The sequence below is a fragment of the Halomonas sp. A29 genome, from assembly GCF_046723295.1.
Classification (GTDB): Bacteria; Pseudomonadota; Gammaproteobacteria; order Pseudomonadales; family Halomonadaceae; genus Halomonas.
Genome location: NZ_JAXQPR010000002.1, coordinates 454,769 through 472,759 on the forward strand (window position 1 = coordinate 454,769; position 17,991 = coordinate 472,759).

19 protein-coding genes are annotated in these 17,991 nt (G+C 58.1%); 15 read left to right on the forward strand and 4 right to left on the reverse strand.

The window, feature by feature from the left end:
• Positions 1 to 73 precede the first annotated feature (73 nt).
• Entirely contained in the window at positions 74 to 1,012 is a 939-nt protein-coding gene (locus SPH52_RS05585) for a GGDEF domain-containing protein (RefSeq protein WP_411794002.1), read from the forward strand.
• A gap of 55 nt (positions 1,013 to 1,067) precedes the next feature.
• Here the strand turns inward: SPH52_RS05585 and SPH52_RS05590 are convergent, their stop codons facing one another.
• The gene (locus SPH52_RS05590) at positions 1,068 to 1,658 is read right to left on the reverse strand and encodes a Crp/Fnr family transcriptional regulator (protein ID WP_411794003.1); all 591 of its coding nucleotides are present in this window, start codon (positions 1,656 to 1,658) and stop codon (positions 1,068 to 1,070) included.
• A gap of 100 nt (positions 1,659 to 1,758) precedes the next feature.
• On the opposite strand from SPH52_RS05590, the gene SPH52_RS05595 reads away from it, so the two are divergent.
• Positions 1,759 to 2,286 (forward strand): hypothetical protein, encoded by a 528-nt coding sequence (locus tag SPH52_RS05595; protein WP_411794004.1) that lies wholly within the window; start codon positions 1,759 to 1,761, stop codon positions 2,284 to 2,286.
• 23 nt (positions 2,287 to 2,309) lie between these two features.
• On the opposite strand, the gene SPH52_RS05600 is transcribed toward SPH52_RS05595, so the two are convergent.
• Positions 2,310 to 3,317: a GlxA family transcriptional regulator gene (locus tag SPH52_RS05600; protein ID WP_411794005.1), complete on the reverse strand. Its 1,008-nt coding sequence runs from the start codon at positions 3,315 to 3,317 to the stop codon at positions 2,310 to 2,312.
• A gap of 85 nt (positions 3,318 to 3,402) precedes the next feature.
• On the opposite strand from SPH52_RS05600, the gene SPH52_RS05605 reads away from it, so the two are divergent.
• The 5 genes from SPH52_RS05605 (at position 3,403) to SPH52_RS05625 (ending at position 6,992) form a co-directional block, all read left to right on the forward strand.
• On the forward strand, positions 3,403 to 4,518 hold the full coding sequence (locus tag SPH52_RS05605) for a DJ-1/PfpI family protein (RefSeq protein WP_411794006.1): 1,116 nt from the start codon (positions 3,403 to 3,405) through the stop codon (positions 4,516 to 4,518).
• A 45-nt stretch (positions 4,519 to 4,563) separates the two neighbouring features.
• A complete protein-coding gene (locus tag SPH52_RS05610) occupies positions 4,564 to 4,956 on the forward strand; it encodes a DUF1801 domain-containing protein (RefSeq protein ID WP_411794007.1) in 393 nt (130 codons plus the stop codon).
• 496 nt (positions 4,957 to 5,452) lie between these two features.
• Positions 5,453 to 6,037: a TetR/AcrR family transcriptional regulator gene (locus SPH52_RS05615; protein ID WP_411794008.1), complete on the forward strand. Its 585-nt coding sequence runs from the start codon at positions 5,453 to 5,455 to the stop codon at positions 6,035 to 6,037.
• 20 nt (positions 6,038 to 6,057) lie between these two features.
• The gene (locus tag SPH52_RS05620; protein WP_411794009.1) at positions 6,058 to 6,345 is read left to right on the forward strand and encodes a YciI family protein; all 288 of its coding nucleotides are present in this window, start codon (positions 6,058 to 6,060) and stop codon (positions 6,343 to 6,345) included.
• Positions 6,346 to 6,377: 32 nt separating this feature from the next.
• Complete coding sequence (locus SPH52_RS05625) at positions 6,378 to 6,992, forward strand: DNA-3-methyladenine glycosylase I (RefSeq protein WP_411794010.1); 615 nt, start codon at positions 6,378 to 6,380, stop codon at positions 6,990 to 6,992.
• A 90-nt stretch (positions 6,993 to 7,082) separates the two neighbouring features.
• Here SPH52_RS05625 and fabF read toward each other — a convergent pair whose 3' ends face one another.
• Positions 7,083 to 8,348, reverse strand: coding sequence for a beta-ketoacyl-ACP synthase II (gene fabF, locus SPH52_RS05630; protein WP_411794011.1), 1,266 nt, complete (start codon positions 8,346 to 8,348; stop codon positions 7,083 to 7,085).
• Between the two features lie 88 nt (positions 8,349 to 8,436).
• Between fabF and SPH52_RS05635 the strand changes: the two genes are divergently transcribed.
• Positions 8,437 to 9,081, forward strand: coding sequence for a TetR/AcrR family transcriptional regulator (locus tag SPH52_RS05635; protein WP_411794012.1), 645 nt, complete (start codon positions 8,437 to 8,439; stop codon positions 9,079 to 9,081).
• 35 nt (positions 9,082 to 9,116) lie between these two features.
• Here the strand turns inward: SPH52_RS05635 and SPH52_RS05640 are convergent, their stop codons facing one another.
• Complete coding sequence (locus SPH52_RS05640) at positions 9,117 to 10,316, reverse strand: MFS transporter (RefSeq protein ID WP_411794013.1); 1,200 nt, start codon at positions 10,314 to 10,316, stop codon at positions 9,117 to 9,119.
• 154 nt (positions 10,317 to 10,470) lie between these two features.
• Between SPH52_RS05640 and SPH52_RS05645 the strand changes: the two genes are divergently transcribed.
• From SPH52_RS05645 to SPH52_RS05675, 7 genes are all read left to right on the forward strand, one after another.
• Positions 10,471 to 11,328, forward strand: coding sequence for a helix-turn-helix transcriptional regulator (locus SPH52_RS05645; RefSeq protein ID WP_411794014.1), 858 nt, complete (start codon positions 10,471 to 10,473; stop codon positions 11,326 to 11,328).
• 182 nt (positions 11,329 to 11,510) lie between these two features.
• Positions 11,511 to 11,951, forward strand: coding sequence for a DUF1801 domain-containing protein (locus tag SPH52_RS05650; protein WP_411794015.1), 441 nt, complete (start codon positions 11,511 to 11,513; stop codon positions 11,949 to 11,951).
• A gap of 237 nt (positions 11,952 to 12,188) precedes the next feature.
• Positions 12,189 to 14,390 (forward strand): catalase/peroxidase HPI, encoded by a 2,202-nt coding sequence (katG, locus tag SPH52_RS05655; RefSeq protein WP_411794016.1) that lies wholly within the window; start codon positions 12,189 to 12,191, stop codon positions 14,388 to 14,390.
• 368 nt (positions 14,391 to 14,758) lie between these two features.
• On the forward strand, positions 14,759 to 15,352 hold the full coding sequence (locus SPH52_RS05660) for a DUF1294 domain-containing protein (RefSeq protein ID WP_411794017.1): 594 nt from the start codon (positions 14,759 to 14,761) through the stop codon (positions 15,350 to 15,352).
• 269 nt (positions 15,353 to 15,621) lie between these two features.
• Positions 15,622 to 16,128: a hypothetical protein gene (locus SPH52_RS05665; RefSeq protein WP_411794018.1), complete on the forward strand. Its 507-nt coding sequence runs from the start codon at positions 15,622 to 15,624 to the stop codon at positions 16,126 to 16,128.
• 198 nt (positions 16,129 to 16,326) lie between these two features.
• Positions 16,327 to 17,472, forward strand: coding sequence for an ABC-three component system protein (locus SPH52_RS05670; protein WP_411794019.1), 1,146 nt, complete (start codon positions 16,327 to 16,329; stop codon positions 17,470 to 17,472).
• 10 nt (positions 17,473 to 17,482) lie between these two features.
• Entirely contained in the window at positions 17,483 to 17,986 is a 504-nt protein-coding gene (locus tag SPH52_RS05675; protein ID WP_411794020.1) for a three component ABC system middle component, read from the forward strand.
• The last annotated feature ends 5 nt before the right edge of the window (positions 17,987 to 17,991 follow it).

A 17,991-nucleotide genomic window follows, 5' to 3' on the forward strand; every position in this document is an offset into this window, starting at 1 on the left:
CTGTGTCAGAGTCGTGAGGCAAGGTTAGTTCATGCATGGACGCGCATAACAAATTTGCGGAGGCCATGAATCCATGAGTGACGTTGCCGTAGAGATGAACGTAGATACCGCCGTTTATAAAACGCTGCTGGAGTCTACCAAGGCCATTCCCTGGAAGATCGACTGGGAAACGCTGCGCTTCTCCTACCTCGGGCCTCAGATCGAGAGCCTGCTGGGTTGGTCGCCGGACAGCTGGGCCTGTATCGATGACTGGATAGAGCGTATGCACCCGGAGGACCGAGACCGGGTCGTCAATTTCTGCGTGGAACAGTCCAAGGCGGGGGTCGATCACGAAGCGGATTACCGTGCGCTGAAGGCCGACGGCACCTACGTGTGGATTCGCGACGTCGTGCATGTGGTACGCAACGGCGCGGGCGAAGTGGAAGCGCTGATCGGTTTCATGTTCGACATCAGCGAGCGCAAGCAGAGCGAAGAGAAGCTGCTGCGGCTGCAACGGGAGCTAGAGGAGCTCTCGTACCAGGATGGCCTCACCGGCGTCGCCAACCGCCGCCTACTGGATTCCGTGCTGGATACAGAGTGGTCGAGTGCCCGGCGCAGTGGCCAGCCACTCTCTTTCATCATGTTGGATATCGACTGTTTCAAGCAGTACAACGACCACTACGGCCATCTCGCCGGCGACGACTGCCTGCGTCGTATTGCGCACATCCTCGCTTCATCGATAACTCGGCCGCGCGACTTGCTGGCGCGCTTCGGGGGCGAGGAGTTCGTGCTCGTCTTGCCGGAAACGGACCTCGAAGCCGCTCTGCAGGTGGCGAAGCGCTGCCGGGCAGCCCTCAGCAATGCGGCCATGTCTCATCGCGCTTCCGAAGTCTCTCACCTCGTCACCGTCAGTATGGGGGTGGCAACCGCCAATTCGACGGACGGCGGCGGTCAGGTCTCGCTGATCGAAAAGGCAGATCGGCTACTGTATCGGGCCAAGCAGGGTGGGCGGGACCGTATTGTCGCGGAGTGATGGAGGCAACGCCACGCGAGGTGTGTGAGGGTGATCGCGTTACACCTCTGGCAGCCTAACCCGATGCTGGCGTTAACCAAACCTGTCGGCCTTCTCGCCGGATCCTTCCTTCGCGCTGGAGTTGTGCCAGCGCGCGATAAACCGATTCATGTGTCAGGCCGATCTCGCTCGCCAGGGCCTTCCAGCTACCGGGTAGCGTAAGTTCGGCGCCCTCACCGCCGGCATGTGCCCGAAAATAGGCGAGCAGGCGTTCCTGCGCAGTGGGCATGTTGAGGATCTCGATGCGCAGCCGCGCCTCATGGAGCCTGCGGGCAAGATCTGCCAGGAGGCCAGTCGCAAGCTCTGGGCGGCGTTGCATGCCCTCGACGACGGCTGCCTTGGGGAAGCTGAGCAGGCAGGCCTCACTGTCGGCGATTGCATCGCAATGATAGCGTTCGGCGAACAACGATGCTTCGGCCAGCCAACAGGCGGGTCCGGCGCGGTGAACGGTGACTTCAGCCCCTACGTGGTTCACTCGCATCAGCCGAACCTGGCCGGACACGATCACGTATACCGAGGCGACCGTTTCCCCTGCGTGGAACAGCATCTCTCCAGCGGCCAGTTGTCGCTGACGGCCGGGGCGCCCTGCGAGCGACTCCAGGGTCAAGGCAATGCTCGGCGGCTGGCAGGATATGATCTCACTCATATCCAAATGATGCTGCCGGCCCCACTCTGGGTGCAACTGAAACCGAGACGGGAGCACCCCAATGACACGCCTGCTGACACTTATCCTCTTGTTCCTCGCCACTGGGACTGCTCAAGGCGAAGGCGGAGGGCACGGATCCTACGCCGAGTTTCATTCACGTGAGATCAAGGCGCTGGCAGACAGTGAAATGGAAGGGCTGAGGCAGGGCAGAGGTATGGCGCTAGCCCTTCCAGCGGAGTTGAACGGCTACCCTGGTCCCCTCCATGTACTGGAGCTTGCCGACGAGTTGGAGCTGACCGAGGAGCAGCAGGAAAAAACCGAACAGGCTTACGAGAGCATGCGCGTGCGAGCCGGCAATATCGGTGAACAGGTAATCGAAAGCGAGCGCGAGCTAGACCGGCTCTTTGCAGAGCGACGTGCAACGCTCGAGGAGATCGACCGCCTGACCGAGCAGACGGCTCGGCTCTGGGGGCAGCTGCGGGCAGTCCACCTCGAATACCATTTGTACATGCTCACGGTTCTCGATGACGAGCAAGTCAGGCGCTACGGCCACTTACGAAGTGGCCGGAGCAACGGCCATCGCCACTAGGGGCCCAGGACCATATGCGTTCATTACTGATTCGTCCCGCTCTCGCGTGCTCCGAAGTGGTTACGGTACGCCGTGGGTGTCACTCCGACCTGTTTGAGGAACGTGCGGTGGAGCGCGTCCAGGTTGGCAAAACCTGAGCTATCTGCAATGCGAGCCAGCGGCCAGCGGGTCGATTCCAGCAGTGTCTTGGCGCGCTCTACCCGCGCTTGCTTGACGAAGTGCGCAGGGGTTTCCCCGACTTCCTCGCGAAAGCGGCGCACAAAGGTTCGCTCGCTCATGCCGACGCGTGCCGCCATCGCCGGCACGCTTTGGTCGCCTGACGGATCGTCGATGATCCCTGCAATGAGCGGCGCCAGTCGGGAGCCGGCGTTGCCCTGTGCCTTCAACGCCATACTGAACTGCGCCTGCGTACCTGGGCGGCGCATGAACAACACCAAGTCCCGCGCGACATTGAGTGCCACGCGAGGGCCGCAGTCGTCTTCGACTAGTGCCAGGCAGAGGTCGAGCCCCGTGGTGACGCCAGCAGAGGTATAAAAGGGTGGTTCGGCGGTATAAATGGCGTCTCGATCTACCTGGATGTCGGGCCACATCGCTTGCAGCATATCGCATGCCGACCAATGCGTTGCCGCCCGACGGCCCTGCAGCAGCCCGGCCGCGGCGAGGACGAAGGCGCCGGTACACACGCTGGCCACGCGGCGAACCGTGTGAGCCCGCTGCTGCAACCAGGGCAGCAGGTCGGTTTCCGCTGCAACCCGTCGCAGCCCCGCCTCGTCGCCACCGGCAATGATAAGCGTATCCAGAGAATCTGGCAGGGTCTCCAGAGGCAAGGTGGCACCGATGTGCAACCCCGCGTTGGAAACGATCTCCCCGCCCCGCGGCGAGGCCAGTAACACGCGATAAGCAGGTGCTGCAGAGGAGCAATGACTGTTTGCCTTGGCAAAGACTTCCATGGGCCCGATCAAGTCGAGCGCCTGGATGCCATCGAAGCCGAGAATGGCGATGTCACGGGTAATCGGTTTTTCATAATGCATTGGCGGATATTGCGATATCTTTGTCATTTACGCCAGTTGCCGGCATAGCGCAGCATGAACGGTATCCCTTTCTGGAGACACCAACATGCACAAGGCGGACATTGCGAGGCCGCTAGGCCAGGCCATGCTGGCTCTAGCCACGCTCATCATGGCGGGTTGCGGTACGGACCAGGCTTCGTCAGTTTCTTCACTGCCTCCTAAAGCACTCGATCAACCGCTCGAACTTCCCTCTCCTAAGGGGACGCGCGAGCGTCACCTCGTCACCATCCTGGCGGCGAACGAGGGCACCGAGACAACCGACATCATCGTTCCCTTCGGTGTGCTGAAGGCGTCAGGGCAGATGGACGTGGTCACGGTTTCCACTCGGCCGGGCCTCGTCGAACTTCATCCCGCTTTACGCATGTGGGCAGACCAAAGCATTGCAGCGTTTGATGCGGATCAGCCCGAGGGGGCCGACATCGTCATCGTGCCGGCATTGCACCACCACGACGACCCCGCAGCGGTTCAATGGCTACAGCAGCAGGCGGAAAAGGGAGCCGTTATCGTGGGGATCTGCGACGGTGTGCTGACCCTGGCCCATGCCGGTCTTCTACGGGAGAAGATGGCAACCGGCCACTGGTTTACGCTTGGTCGTCTCGGTCGACGCTATCCCGATACCACCTGGGTACGTGATCGGCGCTATGTCATCGATGGGCAGTTGGTCACCACCACAGGTGTGTCGGCTTCTCTTCCCGTTTCACTGGCACTGGTCGAAGCGGTAGCAGGAGAGATAGAGGCCGAGCGTCTCGCCACCGAACTTGGCGTATCGGACACAGGCGCCAGCCACGATTCGTCCGGCTACGGCCTGAGTGCGGGGCTGATCCTGAATATGGCATACAATGGGTTGGCATTCTGGAAGCGTGAGCGGCTGGAGCTGCCGGTGGAAAATGGCGTCGATGAAATTGCCCTGGCACTGACCGCAGACGCGTGGTCGCGGACTTTACGCGCCTCCTTCGCGGTAACGCATCCCAGCGAGCCACAGGTGCTTTCGAAACGCGGCCTGCTTCTCGGAGCAGCGCCGAGTGATGGCAGATCCGTGTTGGTGCAGCCACCCGAAGAGCCCCCGGCGGCTGCGCTCGATCAGGCGCTGTACGGGATCGAAGAGCGTTATGGTGCTCGCACGGCCTCCTCGGTGGCTGCACAGCTTGAGTACGCCTGGTAGCGGGCGTGCTGCATGGCAGGGTGAATATGGAAAGGAGCATTCGCTATGCACCCGGAAATTCACGCATATAACGACAAGTTGGAAGCAAAACAAAAAGTTGTATGCGACTTCCTCGCTGAAGAGATCGACCGTGAGCTAACGGAAGCCGAAAGCAAGGTATGGCACGCTCATCCAGTCTGGTTTCTGGATGGGAACCCCATCGTTGGGTACAGCAAGCAGAAGCCGGGAATACGCCTAATGTTCTGGAGCGGTGCTGACTTCGAAGAAGCGGGTTTGGATGTAGTGGGGAAAAAATTCAAGGACGCCTCGATATTTTACAACGAGCGCTCGGACATCGACCAAGCCGACCTGCAGCGCTGGCTGAAGAAATCGAGGGAAATCCAATGGGATTACAAGAATCTCGCTAAAAGAAAAGGGCGTTTGGAGAGGATCGAATAATTCCTGCGCCAACGTGTACTGGCTAGGATTGCCGCCGAGGATGGCTTTCAGGCAATCTGGCAGCGCAGGACTACCGATAATAATTAAATGAAGGGGGAGCTATGAAAATGGTAATCGTTGCTTTTGTGCTGCTGGTGTTCAGTAGCAGCGTCCTGGCCCATGGCGGAGGTTGCCGCAAGAGTTCTCCACCGGGGCAGTGCTGCCACATGGATAACAGCGTAGGTAGAGTTCACTGTCACTGAGTCAGCATCAGGTAGCCCACTTGTGTGGCGCTAAACCCCGAGCCAGTTAACTGGTTCGGGGTTTTTGTCTTGAGGCGTGGTCAGTTAGATCTCGCTCGCCCAGGCTTCCGGCTACCGGGCAGCGTGACTTCGACGCCTGCAGCACTTCTTGAATTACCTTGACCGAATAGGACGCACGTCCTACGCTTTGTTTGGCGTTAGGACGATCGTCCTACAGGGCTTGAAGCGACTGCTGTAAGAGGGAAGAGGTCTCGATGCAGGAAAACTCGACGCGTGAGCAAATCATCACAGCAGCGGACGATCTGTTCTATCGGCAAGGGTTCGAGCAGACCTCCTTTGCGAACATAGCGGAAGCTGTTGGCATATCTCGGGGTAATTTCTATTACCACTTCAGGACGAAGGACGAGATCCTGGAAGCCGTGATCAAACGACGGCTTGCCAAAACGCGTGGCATGCTCGATCAGTGGGAGGCCGAAAGCAGCGAGCCTGTAGAGCGTATCCGCAGCTTCATCCGAATCCTGGTTGGCAACCGGGGCAAGATCATGCGCCACGGTTGCCCGGTTGGCACGCTGTGTGCCGAACTCGCAAAGCTCGAGCACCTCCAGCGTGCTGCTGCGAATGAGGTCATGACCTTGTTCCGGACGTGGCTACGCAGGCAGTTCGTCGCCCTGGGGCATGAGCCCGATGCAGATGCGCTAGCGATGCATCTGCTGGCGCGCAGCCAGGGAATCGCCCTGTTGGCGAATGCCTATCAGGACTCGAGCTTCGTTGACGCTGAGGTTGAGCAACTGCTCGATTGGCTGGATGCCTGCGCGTCACAGCGCACCCACGCTGAATAATCACAAGAAGGGGATTGATCATGCACCTGGTATTTCTACGTTTTTCGCACAACAAGAGTGAGGCAGGCCGTTATATGGAGGGCCACAAGCAATGGCTCGAGCGCGGCTTCGATGAGGGCGTGTTCCTCGTTTCGGGCAGCATCCAGCCGAAGCAGGGCGGCGCCATCCTGGCGCATAACGTCTCCCTGAATGACCTTCAGCAGCGCGTCAATGAGGATCCGTTCGTTGCAGAAGGCATCGTGAGTGCGGAAATCGTCGAAGTGGCCCCCAACAAGACGAATGAGCGGCTAGCGTTTTTGCTCTCCTAGCATTCCGACCTGTTTTTACTCAGGACTACAAAATGACAAATCTGATTCCTGGTCCCGATGGCCGCCAACGTTGCCGCTGGTGTAGCGCTGCCCCTGAGTTTCTTGCGTATCACGACACGGAGTGGGGGTTCCCGGTCAGCGATGATCGGCGCCTGTTCGAGAAGCTGTGCCTCGAGGGATTTCAGTCAGGTCTGAGCTGGCGCACGATCCTCGCGAAGCGAGAGAACTTTCGCGCCGCTTTCTGTGGCTTCGACTTTACTCGCATCGCACAGTTTGACCATCACGACGTCGAGCGCTTGCTAGGCGATCCGGGAATCGTGCGGCACCGAGGGAAGATCGAAGCTGTCATCAACAATGCTCGCCGTGCCATTGAGCTCGTTGAGCGGGAAGGCTCTCTTGCGGCCTTCTTCTGGCGCTATGAGCCGGCACCACTCCAGGGCGTCGAGCCACAGAGTGCATCGACATCGGCGGAGTCGATCGCCCTGTCAAAGGCACTCAAGAAGCAAGGCTGGAAGTTCGTTGGTCCGACGACGGTTTACGCCTTTATGCAGGCGATGGGGCTGATTAACGACCACGCAATGGGTTGTGTTGTCCGTGACGAGGTCGAACGTGCCCGTTTGAGCTTCGAACGGCCTGTCGCAGCGTAGCTAAGTAGAAAAGCGCCGCAGTGTGCCCCGAGCTAGGTAGTTGGCTCGGGGCTCTTACGTTTCCGGCACCGCGAGGGCTCGAACAGACCGCTACACCTTGCTCACGATCAGCGCCGCATTCACTCCGCCAAAACCGAAGCCGTTGCACAGCACGTGCTGCGTGCGATGCTCGCGTGCCGAGCCCGAGACGATATCCAGGTCGTGCAAGTCCTCGTCGCGGCTCTCCAGGTTCAGGGTAGGGGGCAGGCGGTTGTGCATGACCGAAAGGGCGGAGAAGATGCTCTCCACACCGCCGGCGGCACCAAGCAGATGGCCAGTCGAGGATTTGGTGGCGGAGATCGGGATGCCACCAAGGGCAGCGCCGAAGGCATTGCGCAGCGACGCGACCTCGGCCCGGTCGCCGACAGGCGTCGAAGTGGCGTGGGCATTGATGTGGTCGATCGCCTCGGGAGAAAGCCCCGCCATCCGCAGCGCCGCCCGGATGGCCGCCGCGGCCCCGGCACCGTCTTCCGGGCCGGCGGTGATGTGGTGGGCATCCGCACTGGTGCCGTAGCCACTGAGAATCGCCAGCGGCGTTGCCCCGCGCGCCTCGGCGTGGGCCAGGGTTTCGATCACCAGCAGCCCCGCACCTTCGCCCATGACGAAGCCGTTGCGGGCCTGGTCGAAGGGCCGTGACGCCTTGGCGGGGTCGTCCTGCTCGGTGGAGAGCGCCTTCATCGCGTGGAAGCTGGCCAGCGACAGCGGGTCGATACAGGCTTCGGCACCGCCCACCAGGGCCACCTCGGCCTCGCCGCTGCGGATCATGCGCATGCCGTCGCCGATGGCCTGCACACCCGCCGCGCAGGCCGTTACCGGACAGCCCAGCGGCCCGCGCAAGCCATATCGAATCGACACATTGCCCGCCGCCAGGTTGGCCAGGAAGGCCGGCACGGTGAAAGGAGAGAGCCGGCGGTGGCCCCGAGTCGAGAGGGTGTTCTGCGCCTGGGTAATGGTGGGGAAGCCGCCGATCCCGGAACCGATGATGGTGGCCGTGGCCAGCCGATCCGCATCGCTTTCGGGGAACCAGTTGGCCTGGGCCAGCGCCTCTTCGGCGGCGGCCATGGCGTACAGGCTGAACAGCTCCATCTTGCGCCGTTCCTTGGCATCCAGAACGCGGTCCGGGTCGAGGCCGGCTTCCGGGTCGTCCTCGATGCCGGGAACCGAGCCCGCAACCTTGATCGGCAGATCGCCGGTATCGATGCGGGTGATCGAAGAGATGCCGGAGCGGCCAGCGAGCAGGCGCTCCCAACCTGCCTTGACGCCGCAGCCGAGGGGGCTGATCATGCCCATGCCGGTGATGACGAGTGGTGATTGCATGGTAAATTCCTGAACAGCTTGGGGTTATGCCACGCTAACACCCAAGTTGATATGATCAAGGTAATATTCAGCGGAGTGAGAGGTTGCCATGCCCTACTCGACGAACCACAAGGCCAAATCGCGGGAGCGTATCCTCAAGTCCGCCATCGAGCTGTTCAGCCGTAAAGGCTTCGAGAAGGTCTCCATCGGCCAGATCATGAAGCTGGCCAAGATGACCCACGGCGCCTTCTACGCGCACTTCTCCTCGAAGGAAGCGCTCTACCACGCCTCGGTGCGGGAAACCCTGGAGAGCAGCCGTGCGGCCAGGTTGGTCAAGGGGCCGCTCTCGGTGAAGCACTTGACGGAGCTGGTCGCCAACTGCTGGAACCTCCAGGAGCTGGAACGCAAGCGCAAGCCGGGGCCCGAGTCGGTGCTGTTCAACGAGATCGGCAACGAGAACGCCGAGATCCGAACGCTCTTCGAAGCCTCCTACCTGCGCATGAAGAAGATGCTGGAAACCCGGCTCATCGCCCTCAGCCGACTGAAGAAACTGCCCTTCGAGCCCGACCGAGAGGTTATCGCCGACAAGTCCCGCGCCATTCTCGCCTCCCTAGTCGGCGCCGTGGCCATCGCCAAGAGCCTGCCCGGCGAGCAGGAACGCCAGCACATCCTCAACGCCGCCCAGCGCAACATCCTGCAGATGCTCGGCGTTGACGAGAGCGAGCTGGAAGACATGCTGGATGCCACGGGGTAGGAGCAGAGCCCCACGTAGTTGGCCTAGGCTATGGCTCAATTGCAGCTGCTGGCTTGTGTCTCGACCGCTAAGGCTGGCTGCCGGCGCAGATTGACGATCTGCAGCAAAGCCCCCAAAGCTGCGACGCCGCCAGCGCAGGTGGCCAGTGTCCAGACGGGTAGTTGTAGCAACAGCAACAAGCCGCCCGCCGCAGCGCCGATGGCGCTACCCAAGTAGAGCGCCGATTCATTCAATGCGATAGCTAGGTTGCCATCGCCCTGGGCTTGGCGAGCTCGGATCAGCTCGTTGTTTTGCGGTACCTGCAAGGCCCAGCCAACGGCCCCCCATAGGACGATTGGCAACATCACCAACCAAGTGCTCAGCGCGGCTGTAAGAGGAAGTACGAACAATGACACAGCAAGAACCAGCATAATGGCAAAGATCAGATTCGGGCCCTTGAGGCGGTCTACCAACGGCCCGATTAGAAAGCTGCCGACAACTCCGCCGATGCCCCAAATCCAAAGATAGGGTGTCACTGAGCGTACGGCTCCGTAAGCCGGGTCGGCCAAGAGGGAAGCGATGAAGGTGTACATGCCGAGGCTGGCAATGGCCGCAAGCAAGGAAACCGTCAGTATGACCAGCACATGAACGTCGCTGAGGATTGCCAGTTTTTTTCCTAGTGAGCTGGCTGTTGCTGCGGGCAGGGCCGGGAGCTTCAGCAGCAGACCGATGAAGGCCATCGAGCCGAGAATCGCGACCAGCCACAGGGCAGATTGCCAGCCCATCTGCTCGGCGATCAATAAGCCAAGAGGAACGCCTAACACTACACCGCTAGCCATACCGCCCATGATGATGGCGATGGCCTTGCCACGGCGCTCTGGAGCGGAAACAGCAGCTGAGGCGCCAATGCCCAGGGCCAGATACACCCCGGCGCCTATACCGGCAATGGCGCGCCAGACCATCAGTGCAGTGAAGCTTTCGGCCAGGGCGCTGGCGGCATTGGCGAGGACGAACAAGCCTAAAGACAACAGCAGGCCGGTGCGTTGGCGGCGCGCTGGAGTCAGTGCAACGACGATTGGTGAGCCCAACCCATAGGCCAGGGTGAAAGCGGTGACCAACTGGGCGGCTACTGCCACGGAAACCGCGAATGAGGCTTCGATCATAGGAATCAACCCAGCGGTAACATAGGAAGCCATGCCGAGGGCAAAGGCGCCCAACGCTATTAGGTAGATGGGAGTTCGGTTGGGTGTGTGCATGCTCATAGCCCTTTACAGATTTATGTCACATCGAGATGTATTCTCCTGGCCAAGCAAGATTCCTGATCTCGTGCTTACCAGCGAGGTAAGATAGTTTCTTCGATTCTTCGAAGAGTACAATTTGACCGTTTATGCTATTACTTGAGGTAACTGTATGAGCGCACCTCCGACAGCTTCCCAGCACACCCGGGCAGAGTTGTCCGAATTTCTTCGTAGTCGCCGTGAACGAATTACACCGAAAGAGGTGGGATTGCCTGCAGGTGGCCGGCGGCGTACACCGGGGCTGCGCCGCGAAGAGGTGGCAGCTTTGGCCGGGGTTGGGTTGTCCTGGTACACGTGGCTGGAACAAGGGCGGGACATCAAGGTGTCCTCTGCCTTCCTCGATAATCTCTCGCGAGTACTAAAGCTGGATGTGACCGAACGCCGCCACCTTTTCTTGCTGGCCCATCAACGGTTGCCACCGGAGGTCGGGCGCACTTTATGTGCAGTACCGCCATTGATTAGACGATTAATGAGCGATATTGCTGCACGGCCCTCCTACGTGCTTAACCTGCGTTGGGATGTGTTGGCTTGGAATCCAGCTGCTGACCGGGTGTTTGGGTTTTCAAATATTCCCGCGGCTCGACGTAATCTGTTGCGGATGCTATTTACTAGCCCGGAAATGCGTGAGCTGTTCTCCCCTTGGGATGGGCAAGCGCTAGAGATATTATCGAGCTTCCGGCGTGATTTCGTGCGCGCCATTGATGATGCCGATATGATCGACTTGGTGACGGAGCTGGAAAGTGTATCGTCAGTCTTCAATACTTGGTGGCAACAGCAGGATATTCATGGTCCATGCCAAGGCATTCGCCACTTGCAGATACCCACGGTAGGTCAAGTGGAATTCGAGCATACTTCTCTCTCGATTGATGAAGATCGCCACCTGCGGCTTGTGTACTATGCAGCAAAGGAAGGTAGACCTGAGAGTCAGGCTTTCGAACAGTGGCTTCAACAAAACACGGCGCAGGCATAGAATTTCGGGAGCGTGGAGACTTCGTCACAATTTTGTTCCATATTTACCGCCGATGTCTTATCCGGAGTGGGGCGATGGGAGCTGGCGCTTCGCAGTGCAACGAAACTGCCTTCGAGCCCGACCGCAAGGCCATCGCCGACAAGTCCCGCTCCATTCGCCTTCGTTAGGAGGAACATTCACCAATGACACGCGACAAGGCCAACCCACCGGCAGAAGCCAAGCCGAAGCTCCTCTCGGGAGGAAACCCGCAAATCCCCAAGGCTGACGGCGACGCCCCGGTGCAGGCCTACATCGCCGCCATGCCGGAGTGGAAGCAAGACGTCGGGCGTCGGCTCGATGCGATCATCGTGCGTACGGTCCCCAACGTTCGCAAGGCCGTGAGGTGGAATTCTCCTTTCTATGGAGTCGAGGGCGAGGGCTGGTTCCTCACGTTCCATTGCTTCACGAAGTACATCAAGGTGGCGTTTCTCAACGGCGCCTCGCTGGAGCCGCTGCCGCCCATCGCATCCAAGGACCCCAACACCCGCTATCTGCATATCCACCAGGACGACCCGATCGACGAAGCCCAACTGGCCGAGTGGATACGGCAAGCCTCCAATTTGCCCGGCGAGCACATGTTCTAGCGAACGACCGGGCTTGGCACCACCGGCCAATCACGCCTCTGTTTATATCGTGAGCGCGAATCGCGGTCGCTCCCATAGCCTTTCCCTATCAAGGCGAAAGCCTCCCTTCGCCTTGACGGCTTCGGTCCTGAATCCTTCACTGTTACCTGACGGCTTATAGGAATTACAAAAAATGTGGCGATGCGGCGACGTCGGCTCAAATTTCCTGTAGGCCACCATCCAGTCGAGGAGAAGACCGTGTCTGAACAAAAGTCTACACGCCGGGAGTGGGGGGCACGCACCACACCCAGTCTGCAGGGCAACGAACACTGGTGGCCCGATCAGCTCAACCTCAACGTGTTGCACCAGAAGCACCCCGATGCCAGCCCATTCGGTGCCGACTTCAGCTATGCCGAGGCGTTCTCGCAGCTCAACGTCGACGAACTTTGCGCCGATCTCGATGCCTTGATGACCGCCTCCCAAGAGTGGTGGCCCGCCGACTGGGGCCATTACGGACCATTTTTCATCCGCATGTCGTGGCACGCGGCCGGTACCTACCGCGCAATCGACGGCCGCGGTGGCGGCGGCACCGGCGCCCAGCGCTTCGCACCGCTCAACAGCTGGCCCGACAACGGCAACCTGGACAAGGCCCGCCGGCTGCTGTGGCCGATCAAGCAGAAGTACGGCGAGAAGATCTCCTGGGCCGACCTGCTGGTCCTTGCCGGCAACCGCGCGCTGGAGACGATGGGCTTTCGCACCTTCGGTTTCGGCTTCGGCCGCTCCGATATCTGGGCGCCCGAGGATGACATCTACTGGGGCCCCGAGGCCGAGTGGCTCTCGACCAACGATGAGCGTTATACCGGCACCTGGGAAGACGGCAGCCGTGCGCTGGACAATCCGCTCGCCGCGGTTCAGATGGGGCTGATCTACGTCAACCCGGAGGGCCCGAATGGCGTTCCCGACGCGATGAAATCCGCCCAGGACGTGCGCGAGACCTTCGCCCGCATGGGCATGAACGACCGTGAGACCGTCGCGCTGACAGTAGGCGGCCACACCTTCGGCAAGATGCACGGCAACGGGCCGGCTGATGCCGTCGGCGACGCGCCCGAGGCCGCCAAGATCCACCAGCAAGGGATCGGCTGGGCCAACAAGCACGAGACCGGCCTTGGTGAGTACACGGTCACCTCCGGCCTCGAGGGGGCCTGGACCCCGACGCCGACCAAGTGGGACAACTCATACCTCAACACCATCTTCGCCCACCAGTGGGAGGTCACGAAGTCGCCCGCGGGTGCGAATCAGTGGCAGCCGGTCGAGGTCAAGGAGGGGTTCTGGGTGCCCGATGCCCACGTCGAAGGCAAGAAGACCCCACCGGTGATGAACACCGCCGACATGGCGATGATCACCGATCCCGCCTACCTGGAGATCGCCAAGGAGTTTCACCAGAACCCGGACGTGCTCGCCGACGAGTTCGCGCGTGCCTGGTACAAGCTGTTGCACCGTGACATGGGCCCGCAAGCCCGCTACCTCGGCCCGCATGTGCCCAACGAAGACCTCGTCTGGCAGGACCCGGTGCCCAAGCATGAAGGACCGCTGGTCAACGATCAGCAGATCGCCACGCTCAAGCAGCAGATCGCCGACTCCGGCCTGACCGCCAAGCAATTGGTGGGTACCGCCTGGGCCGCGGCCTGCACCTACCGCCAAACCGACCACCGCGGCGGCGTCAACGGCGCGCGCATCCGTCTCGAGCCGCAGATCGGCTGGGACGTCAACGTGCGTGCCGGCGTGCCCGAAGTGCTCGACCGGCTCGGGCAAATCAAGGACGCCTCCGGCACTAACATCTCGCTGGCGGACATGATCGTGCTGGGCGGTAACGTGGGAGTCGAGATGGCGGCGAAGGCAGCCGGCCACCACATCACGGTACCGTTCTCCCCGGGCCGCACCGATGCGAGCCAGGAGATGACCGAGATCGATGCGCATGCCTACCTAGAGCCGAGGCACGATGCCTTCCGCAACTACATGCAGCCCCAGGCGACCAACATTCCGGCCGAGCACCTGATGATCGACCGCGCCTTCATGCTCAACCTCAGCGTACCGCAGATGACGGCGCTGCTCGGCGGCATGCGGGCCATTGGCGTCAACGTCGGTGACAACAGCAACGATGGCGTCTTCACCGACCGCCCCGGCCAGCTGACGAACGACTTCTTCGTCAACCTCGTCGACATGGGCACCGTCTGGGAGCCGCTCGATGAGGAAGAGGAGCGCTTCGAAGGCCGCCACCGCAAGACGGGCGAGAAGAAGTGGACCGCCACCCGGGTCGATCTCGTCTACGGCTCCAACTCGCAGCTACGCGCCATCGCCGAGGAGTACGCCGCCAACGGCGGCGAGGAGCGCATGATTGACCGCTTCGTGAAAGGGTGGGTCAAGGTCATGGAGAACGACCGCTTCGACCTGCACCGCTGAATGACAGGTCCGCGCAGTAACGCGGACCTGGCTCAACCGACCCCGAAGGTGGAATTTCCGCTTTCGGGGTTTTTATTTCATCTCATGCTTTCGTTGGCGTTGATCTCAGCGTAACGGTTGTTTACGGTTAGTAAAAAGCTGCAGTAGACGGCTTAGAGACCAAGTAGTACGCAGGGACTGCCGCACTAATGATGATGCGAATTATCATCAATTCTGCCAGCAGGGGCGGTAGCGTGCCCCGACTCCCTATTTCCCCTCCCGCCTGACAAAACCCAGCCTTATAAAGTACCCACTAACTTATTGGATTTAAAAGTCGATTTCGCCGCGTGGTATTCTCCGACGAATACTGATGACACAGAGATAACGCGATGCGGCACGAAGGCAAACTCACCGAGTGGAACGACGACAAGGGTTTCGGGTTCATTACCCCGACCGCAGGCGGCCCTCGCGTGTTCGTCCACATCAGCGCCTTTCCCCGCGATGGGCGCCGGCCAACAGTCAACGAGCCGATTGCCTACCATCTGACACAAGACAGCCAGAACAGGCCGAGAGCGCAGAAGGCGGGCTACCTGCAAGCGGCAAGTCATACATCCCCACGCTCCAAAGGGCTGATGTTGGCATGCGCCATAGCTGCTACGTTTTTCGTGCTTCTGGCAGCTCTTAGCGTTGCCGGTCACGTGCCATTGCAGCTCCTGGCGGCATACGCACTGCTGAGCGTGATCACCTTCGCCATGTACGGTATCGACAAAGCCGCAGCAGGGAAGAGCAGAAGGCGCATATCAGAAGCCACGCTGCTCTTCGCAGGGTTGATCGGCGGCTGGCCCGGCGCGCTGGTGGCGCAGCGGCTATTTCGGCACAAAACCAGGAAGCAGCCGTTTCAGGGCTTATTTTGGTGTGGGGTGTTGGTGAATTGTGGGGTGCTTGGGTGGGCTCTTTATACAGGGGTGGCTAAGAGCGTTTGAGCTGGTTTGGGGAGCGCTTAAATGGCTTGGTGCGAAGCGCTTGGTTGCCTGTATTTTTATTAATTTTTCCGCATACAGTATATTGATTTAGGCAAAAAGAGCACGCTCGCGAATTTTTGTTAGGTAGCCGAGCTATACTTATAAATCATGGAAATCAATAGGTTAGAGATAGCGTGGCGCGCTAGATAACATTGTTGAACGCGCACGCTTGTTTATCCAATATCAGGACGTGCAGTCCAATCACTGTTATGCGGAAGTAGAGATCGGAAATGAGAAGAGAGATTAACTCTGAAGAGCTGGGCTTTTTCTATAGAGCTACAGGTGAGGCAATCTGGCAACTGCAGTACGTCGAAGATGCTCTCTGTAAGTTCTACATTATCGTCTGTATTCACTTTGGTTGCGATGGCATCACCAGAGAGAACGCAGAGATGAACCAGCAACAAATCGGTCGGAAAACCTTGGGCCAGCTTATTGGGTTGCTGGAGCGAACCGAGCGCGTCCAAAACTCAATGCTCTCCGATCTCAAGGAATTCAACTCGTTAAGGAAATGGGTTGTTCACAATTCGATGAGGGAGAACGGACAGGATTTGTATACAGATCATGGCAGGGACGAGTTTGCCAGAAAATTACTAGTTTTCGGTGACATGGCTAGATCGATTCATAATGGCATTTCGGATAGCCTGATGCACTTGGTCACAACGGCGGGACACGCAACCGAAGAACAAATAATGCGAATGGCGAACTCTGAGATAGACAAGTTGAAAGGAAAAGCATAACCAGTCGCTGTTGTCGGACAATTTTTCCACCGCTGCGCGGCTCCAAAATTGCCGCAAAGCTCTGCGTTATACGGTGCGGAGTAAGTCCACTTTCGACCCAAAGCACACGTTAATTAAGTAGACTGACCAGAGTTTGAGCCGAAAGTATAGGCTTTAAGATGTCGACAAATATGTGAAGAAAACCAAAGGATGTTTCATATGCCTACCGCAGCAGGACAATTGCTAGGTTACCAGCTCCAGCTCCAGCGGGCACTGGTTCACTTGCTGCAATCTGGACGTGGATCGTCTGTAAGCGTTGAGGTTACCGGTGACGTTGCGGTAATGCTTGGCAACGGGGGTAAACTCGAAGAAGAAGACAAGTCGTCTTTGAGTAGCAACCCAGTTACGAATAAATCAACCGACCTCTGGAAAACTTTCTATAACTGGATTAATGCGCTGAATGATGGTTCGATACATTTCGAGGAAACAAAATTTATTTTATATGCTAACCACGAGGGTAATAAAGGGATAGTCGATGCATTATCTGAAGCTCAAAGTCCTGAGGAAATAAATAAATGTATCGGAGAAGTAGAAAGCCTATTCGAATCACTAGAATCGACCCACCCCATCCATTCGTATCTTTCACATATTCTGGGCCATAAAGATGCTTTTAGAGCGATAGTCGGGTCTTTTGAATTTATCGTCGGCAGTAAAACGGGTAGTGAGGAGATTCATCAGGTTCTATCAGACATAATTTTAGTGTCTCAGCATCATGTCGATTATGTCCATGATGAATTACTCGGCTGGATAACAAATTCTATGATGGACAGGATCGCTGCCAGTAAACCCGCCATTATATCGTGGGAGGAATATCAGAAAAAGTTTGTGGTCCTGTTTGAAAGAGTTAGGGCAAGGGAGTTAATCGACTTCACGAAGGAGTATGCAGCCGACCACAAGGAGGTTCAGGAACAGTTTAAGGAATATCCAACATATTTGAAACAACTACAGATAATTGATATTGAAGACCATGAACAAGTTTCGGCAGTATCTGATTTTCTTCGTAGGAAGGTAAATGCGGATAAATGGATAGAGAGCGAGTTGATAGACGAAGCTTCCGCTCAGGAGTTCGAAGAAAGCCTGAAAAGCTATTGGCACAGCACGATTAAAAAACTTTCTATTACCGAAAAATCACTAAAGCCTGAAGAACGCGGACAGCTTCTTTACCACGATTGCAAGGTAAGGCAGGCAACAATAGGAAACCAGCCTGTTCTTTCTCATTTTGTTCGTGGAACTTATCATAATCTTACAAATGAAAATGAAATAGGGTGGCATGAATCATGGAACGATTTATTGAAAGACAGGTAGCAGGTGATTTATGAGCAATCTCGTTGAAGAAATTAGAGTCTGGAATACCCCGGTTGTCGGTTCCTACGTTCTTTGGCGATTTACACAAGGCTATACAGATCATCACCCCGAAGGTCACTCCCCCGTCCTCTTACTGCATTTTCTTGCATCTGCAATTTTAACAAACAAGCGTCTCAGCGATCCCGTCACTAACCTCAGAAAGGACCTTGCGTCCTACGCGCGAAGCTTCACCGACAAAAAGGATGTCGATCTTTTCCTTTCGATTCATCATCGCGTGAACAATACGAAATTTTATACCTTAAGTTCGATCGATCTGGCGATTCAGCATGGCCTGCTGTTTCTCAATCTTGAGGATGGCTGCCTTTATCCCAAAAACCTTTCGCGGAAGCCGAGTAGGGGTATGGCTCCCAAGCCAAGTGTCAAATCTTTGGGCAATAAGGCAGAAACGTTAGGTAAGTGGTTTTCAGCCTACTCGGTGAGCCAGGTATCTACATTATTAAAGATGGTCTTATAGTGAAC

Excerpts from the sequence above, each read along its gene's own strand:
- SPH52_RS05625 (WP_411794010.1), top strand. The coding sequence starts at position 6,378 with ATGACAAATCTGATTCCTGGTCCCGATGGCCGCCAACGTTGCCGCTGG.
- SPH52_RS05645 (WP_411794014.1), top strand. The coding sequence starts at position 10,471 with ATGAGCGCACCTCCGACAGCTTCCCAGCACACCCGGGCAGAGTTGTCC.
- SPH52_RS05640 (WP_411794013.1), bottom strand. The coding sequence starts at position 10,316 with ATGCACACACCCAACCGAACTCCCATCTACCTAATAGCGTTGGGCGCC.
- SPH52_RS05635 (WP_411794012.1), top strand. The coding sequence starts at position 8,437 with ATGCCCTACTCGACGAACCACAAGGCCAAATCGCGGGAGCGTATCCTC.
- fabF (WP_411794011.1), bottom strand. The coding sequence starts at position 8,348 with ATGCAATCACCACTCGTCATCACCGGCATGGGCATGATCAGCCCCCTC.
- SPH52_RS05585 (WP_411794002.1), top strand. The coding sequence starts at position 74 with ATGAGTGACGTTGCCGTAGAGATGAACGTAGATACCGCCGTTTATAAA.
- SPH52_RS05660 (WP_411794017.1), top strand. The coding sequence starts at position 14,759 with ATGCGGCACGAAGGCAAACTCACCGAGTGGAACGACGACAAGGGTTTC.
- SPH52_RS05650 (WP_411794015.1), top strand. The coding sequence starts at position 11,511 with ATGACACGCGACAAGGCCAACCCACCGGCAGAAGCCAAGCCGAAGCTC.
- SPH52_RS05605 (WP_411794006.1), top strand. The coding sequence starts at position 3,403 with ATGCACAAGGCGGACATTGCGAGGCCGCTAGGCCAGGCCATGCTGGCT.
- SPH52_RS05610 (WP_411794007.1), top strand. The coding sequence starts at position 4,564 with ATGCACCCGGAAATTCACGCATATAACGACAAGTTGGAAGCAAAACAA.
- SPH52_RS05620 (WP_411794009.1), top strand. The coding sequence starts at position 6,058 with ATGCACCTGGTATTTCTACGTTTTTCGCACAACAAGAGTGAGGCAGGC.
- SPH52_RS05665 (WP_411794018.1), top strand. The coding sequence starts at position 15,622 with ATGAGAAGAGAGATTAACTCTGAAGAGCTGGGCTTTTTCTATAGAGCT.
- SPH52_RS05675 (WP_411794020.1), top strand. The coding sequence starts at position 17,483 with ATGAGCAATCTCGTTGAAGAAATTAGAGTCTGGAATACCCCGGTTGTC.
- SPH52_RS05615 (WP_411794008.1), top strand. The coding sequence starts at position 5,453 with ATGCAGGAAAACTCGACGCGTGAGCAAATCATCACAGCAGCGGACGAT.
- SPH52_RS05670 (WP_411794019.1), top strand. The coding sequence starts at position 16,327 with ATGCCTACCGCAGCAGGACAATTGCTAGGTTACCAGCTCCAGCTCCAG.
- SPH52_RS05600 (WP_411794005.1), bottom strand. The coding sequence starts at position 3,317 with ATGCATTATGAAAAACCGATTACCCGTGACATCGCCATTCTCGGCTTC.
- SPH52_RS05595 (WP_411794004.1), top strand. The coding sequence starts at position 1,759 with ATGACACGCCTGCTGACACTTATCCTCTTGTTCCTCGCCACTGGGACT.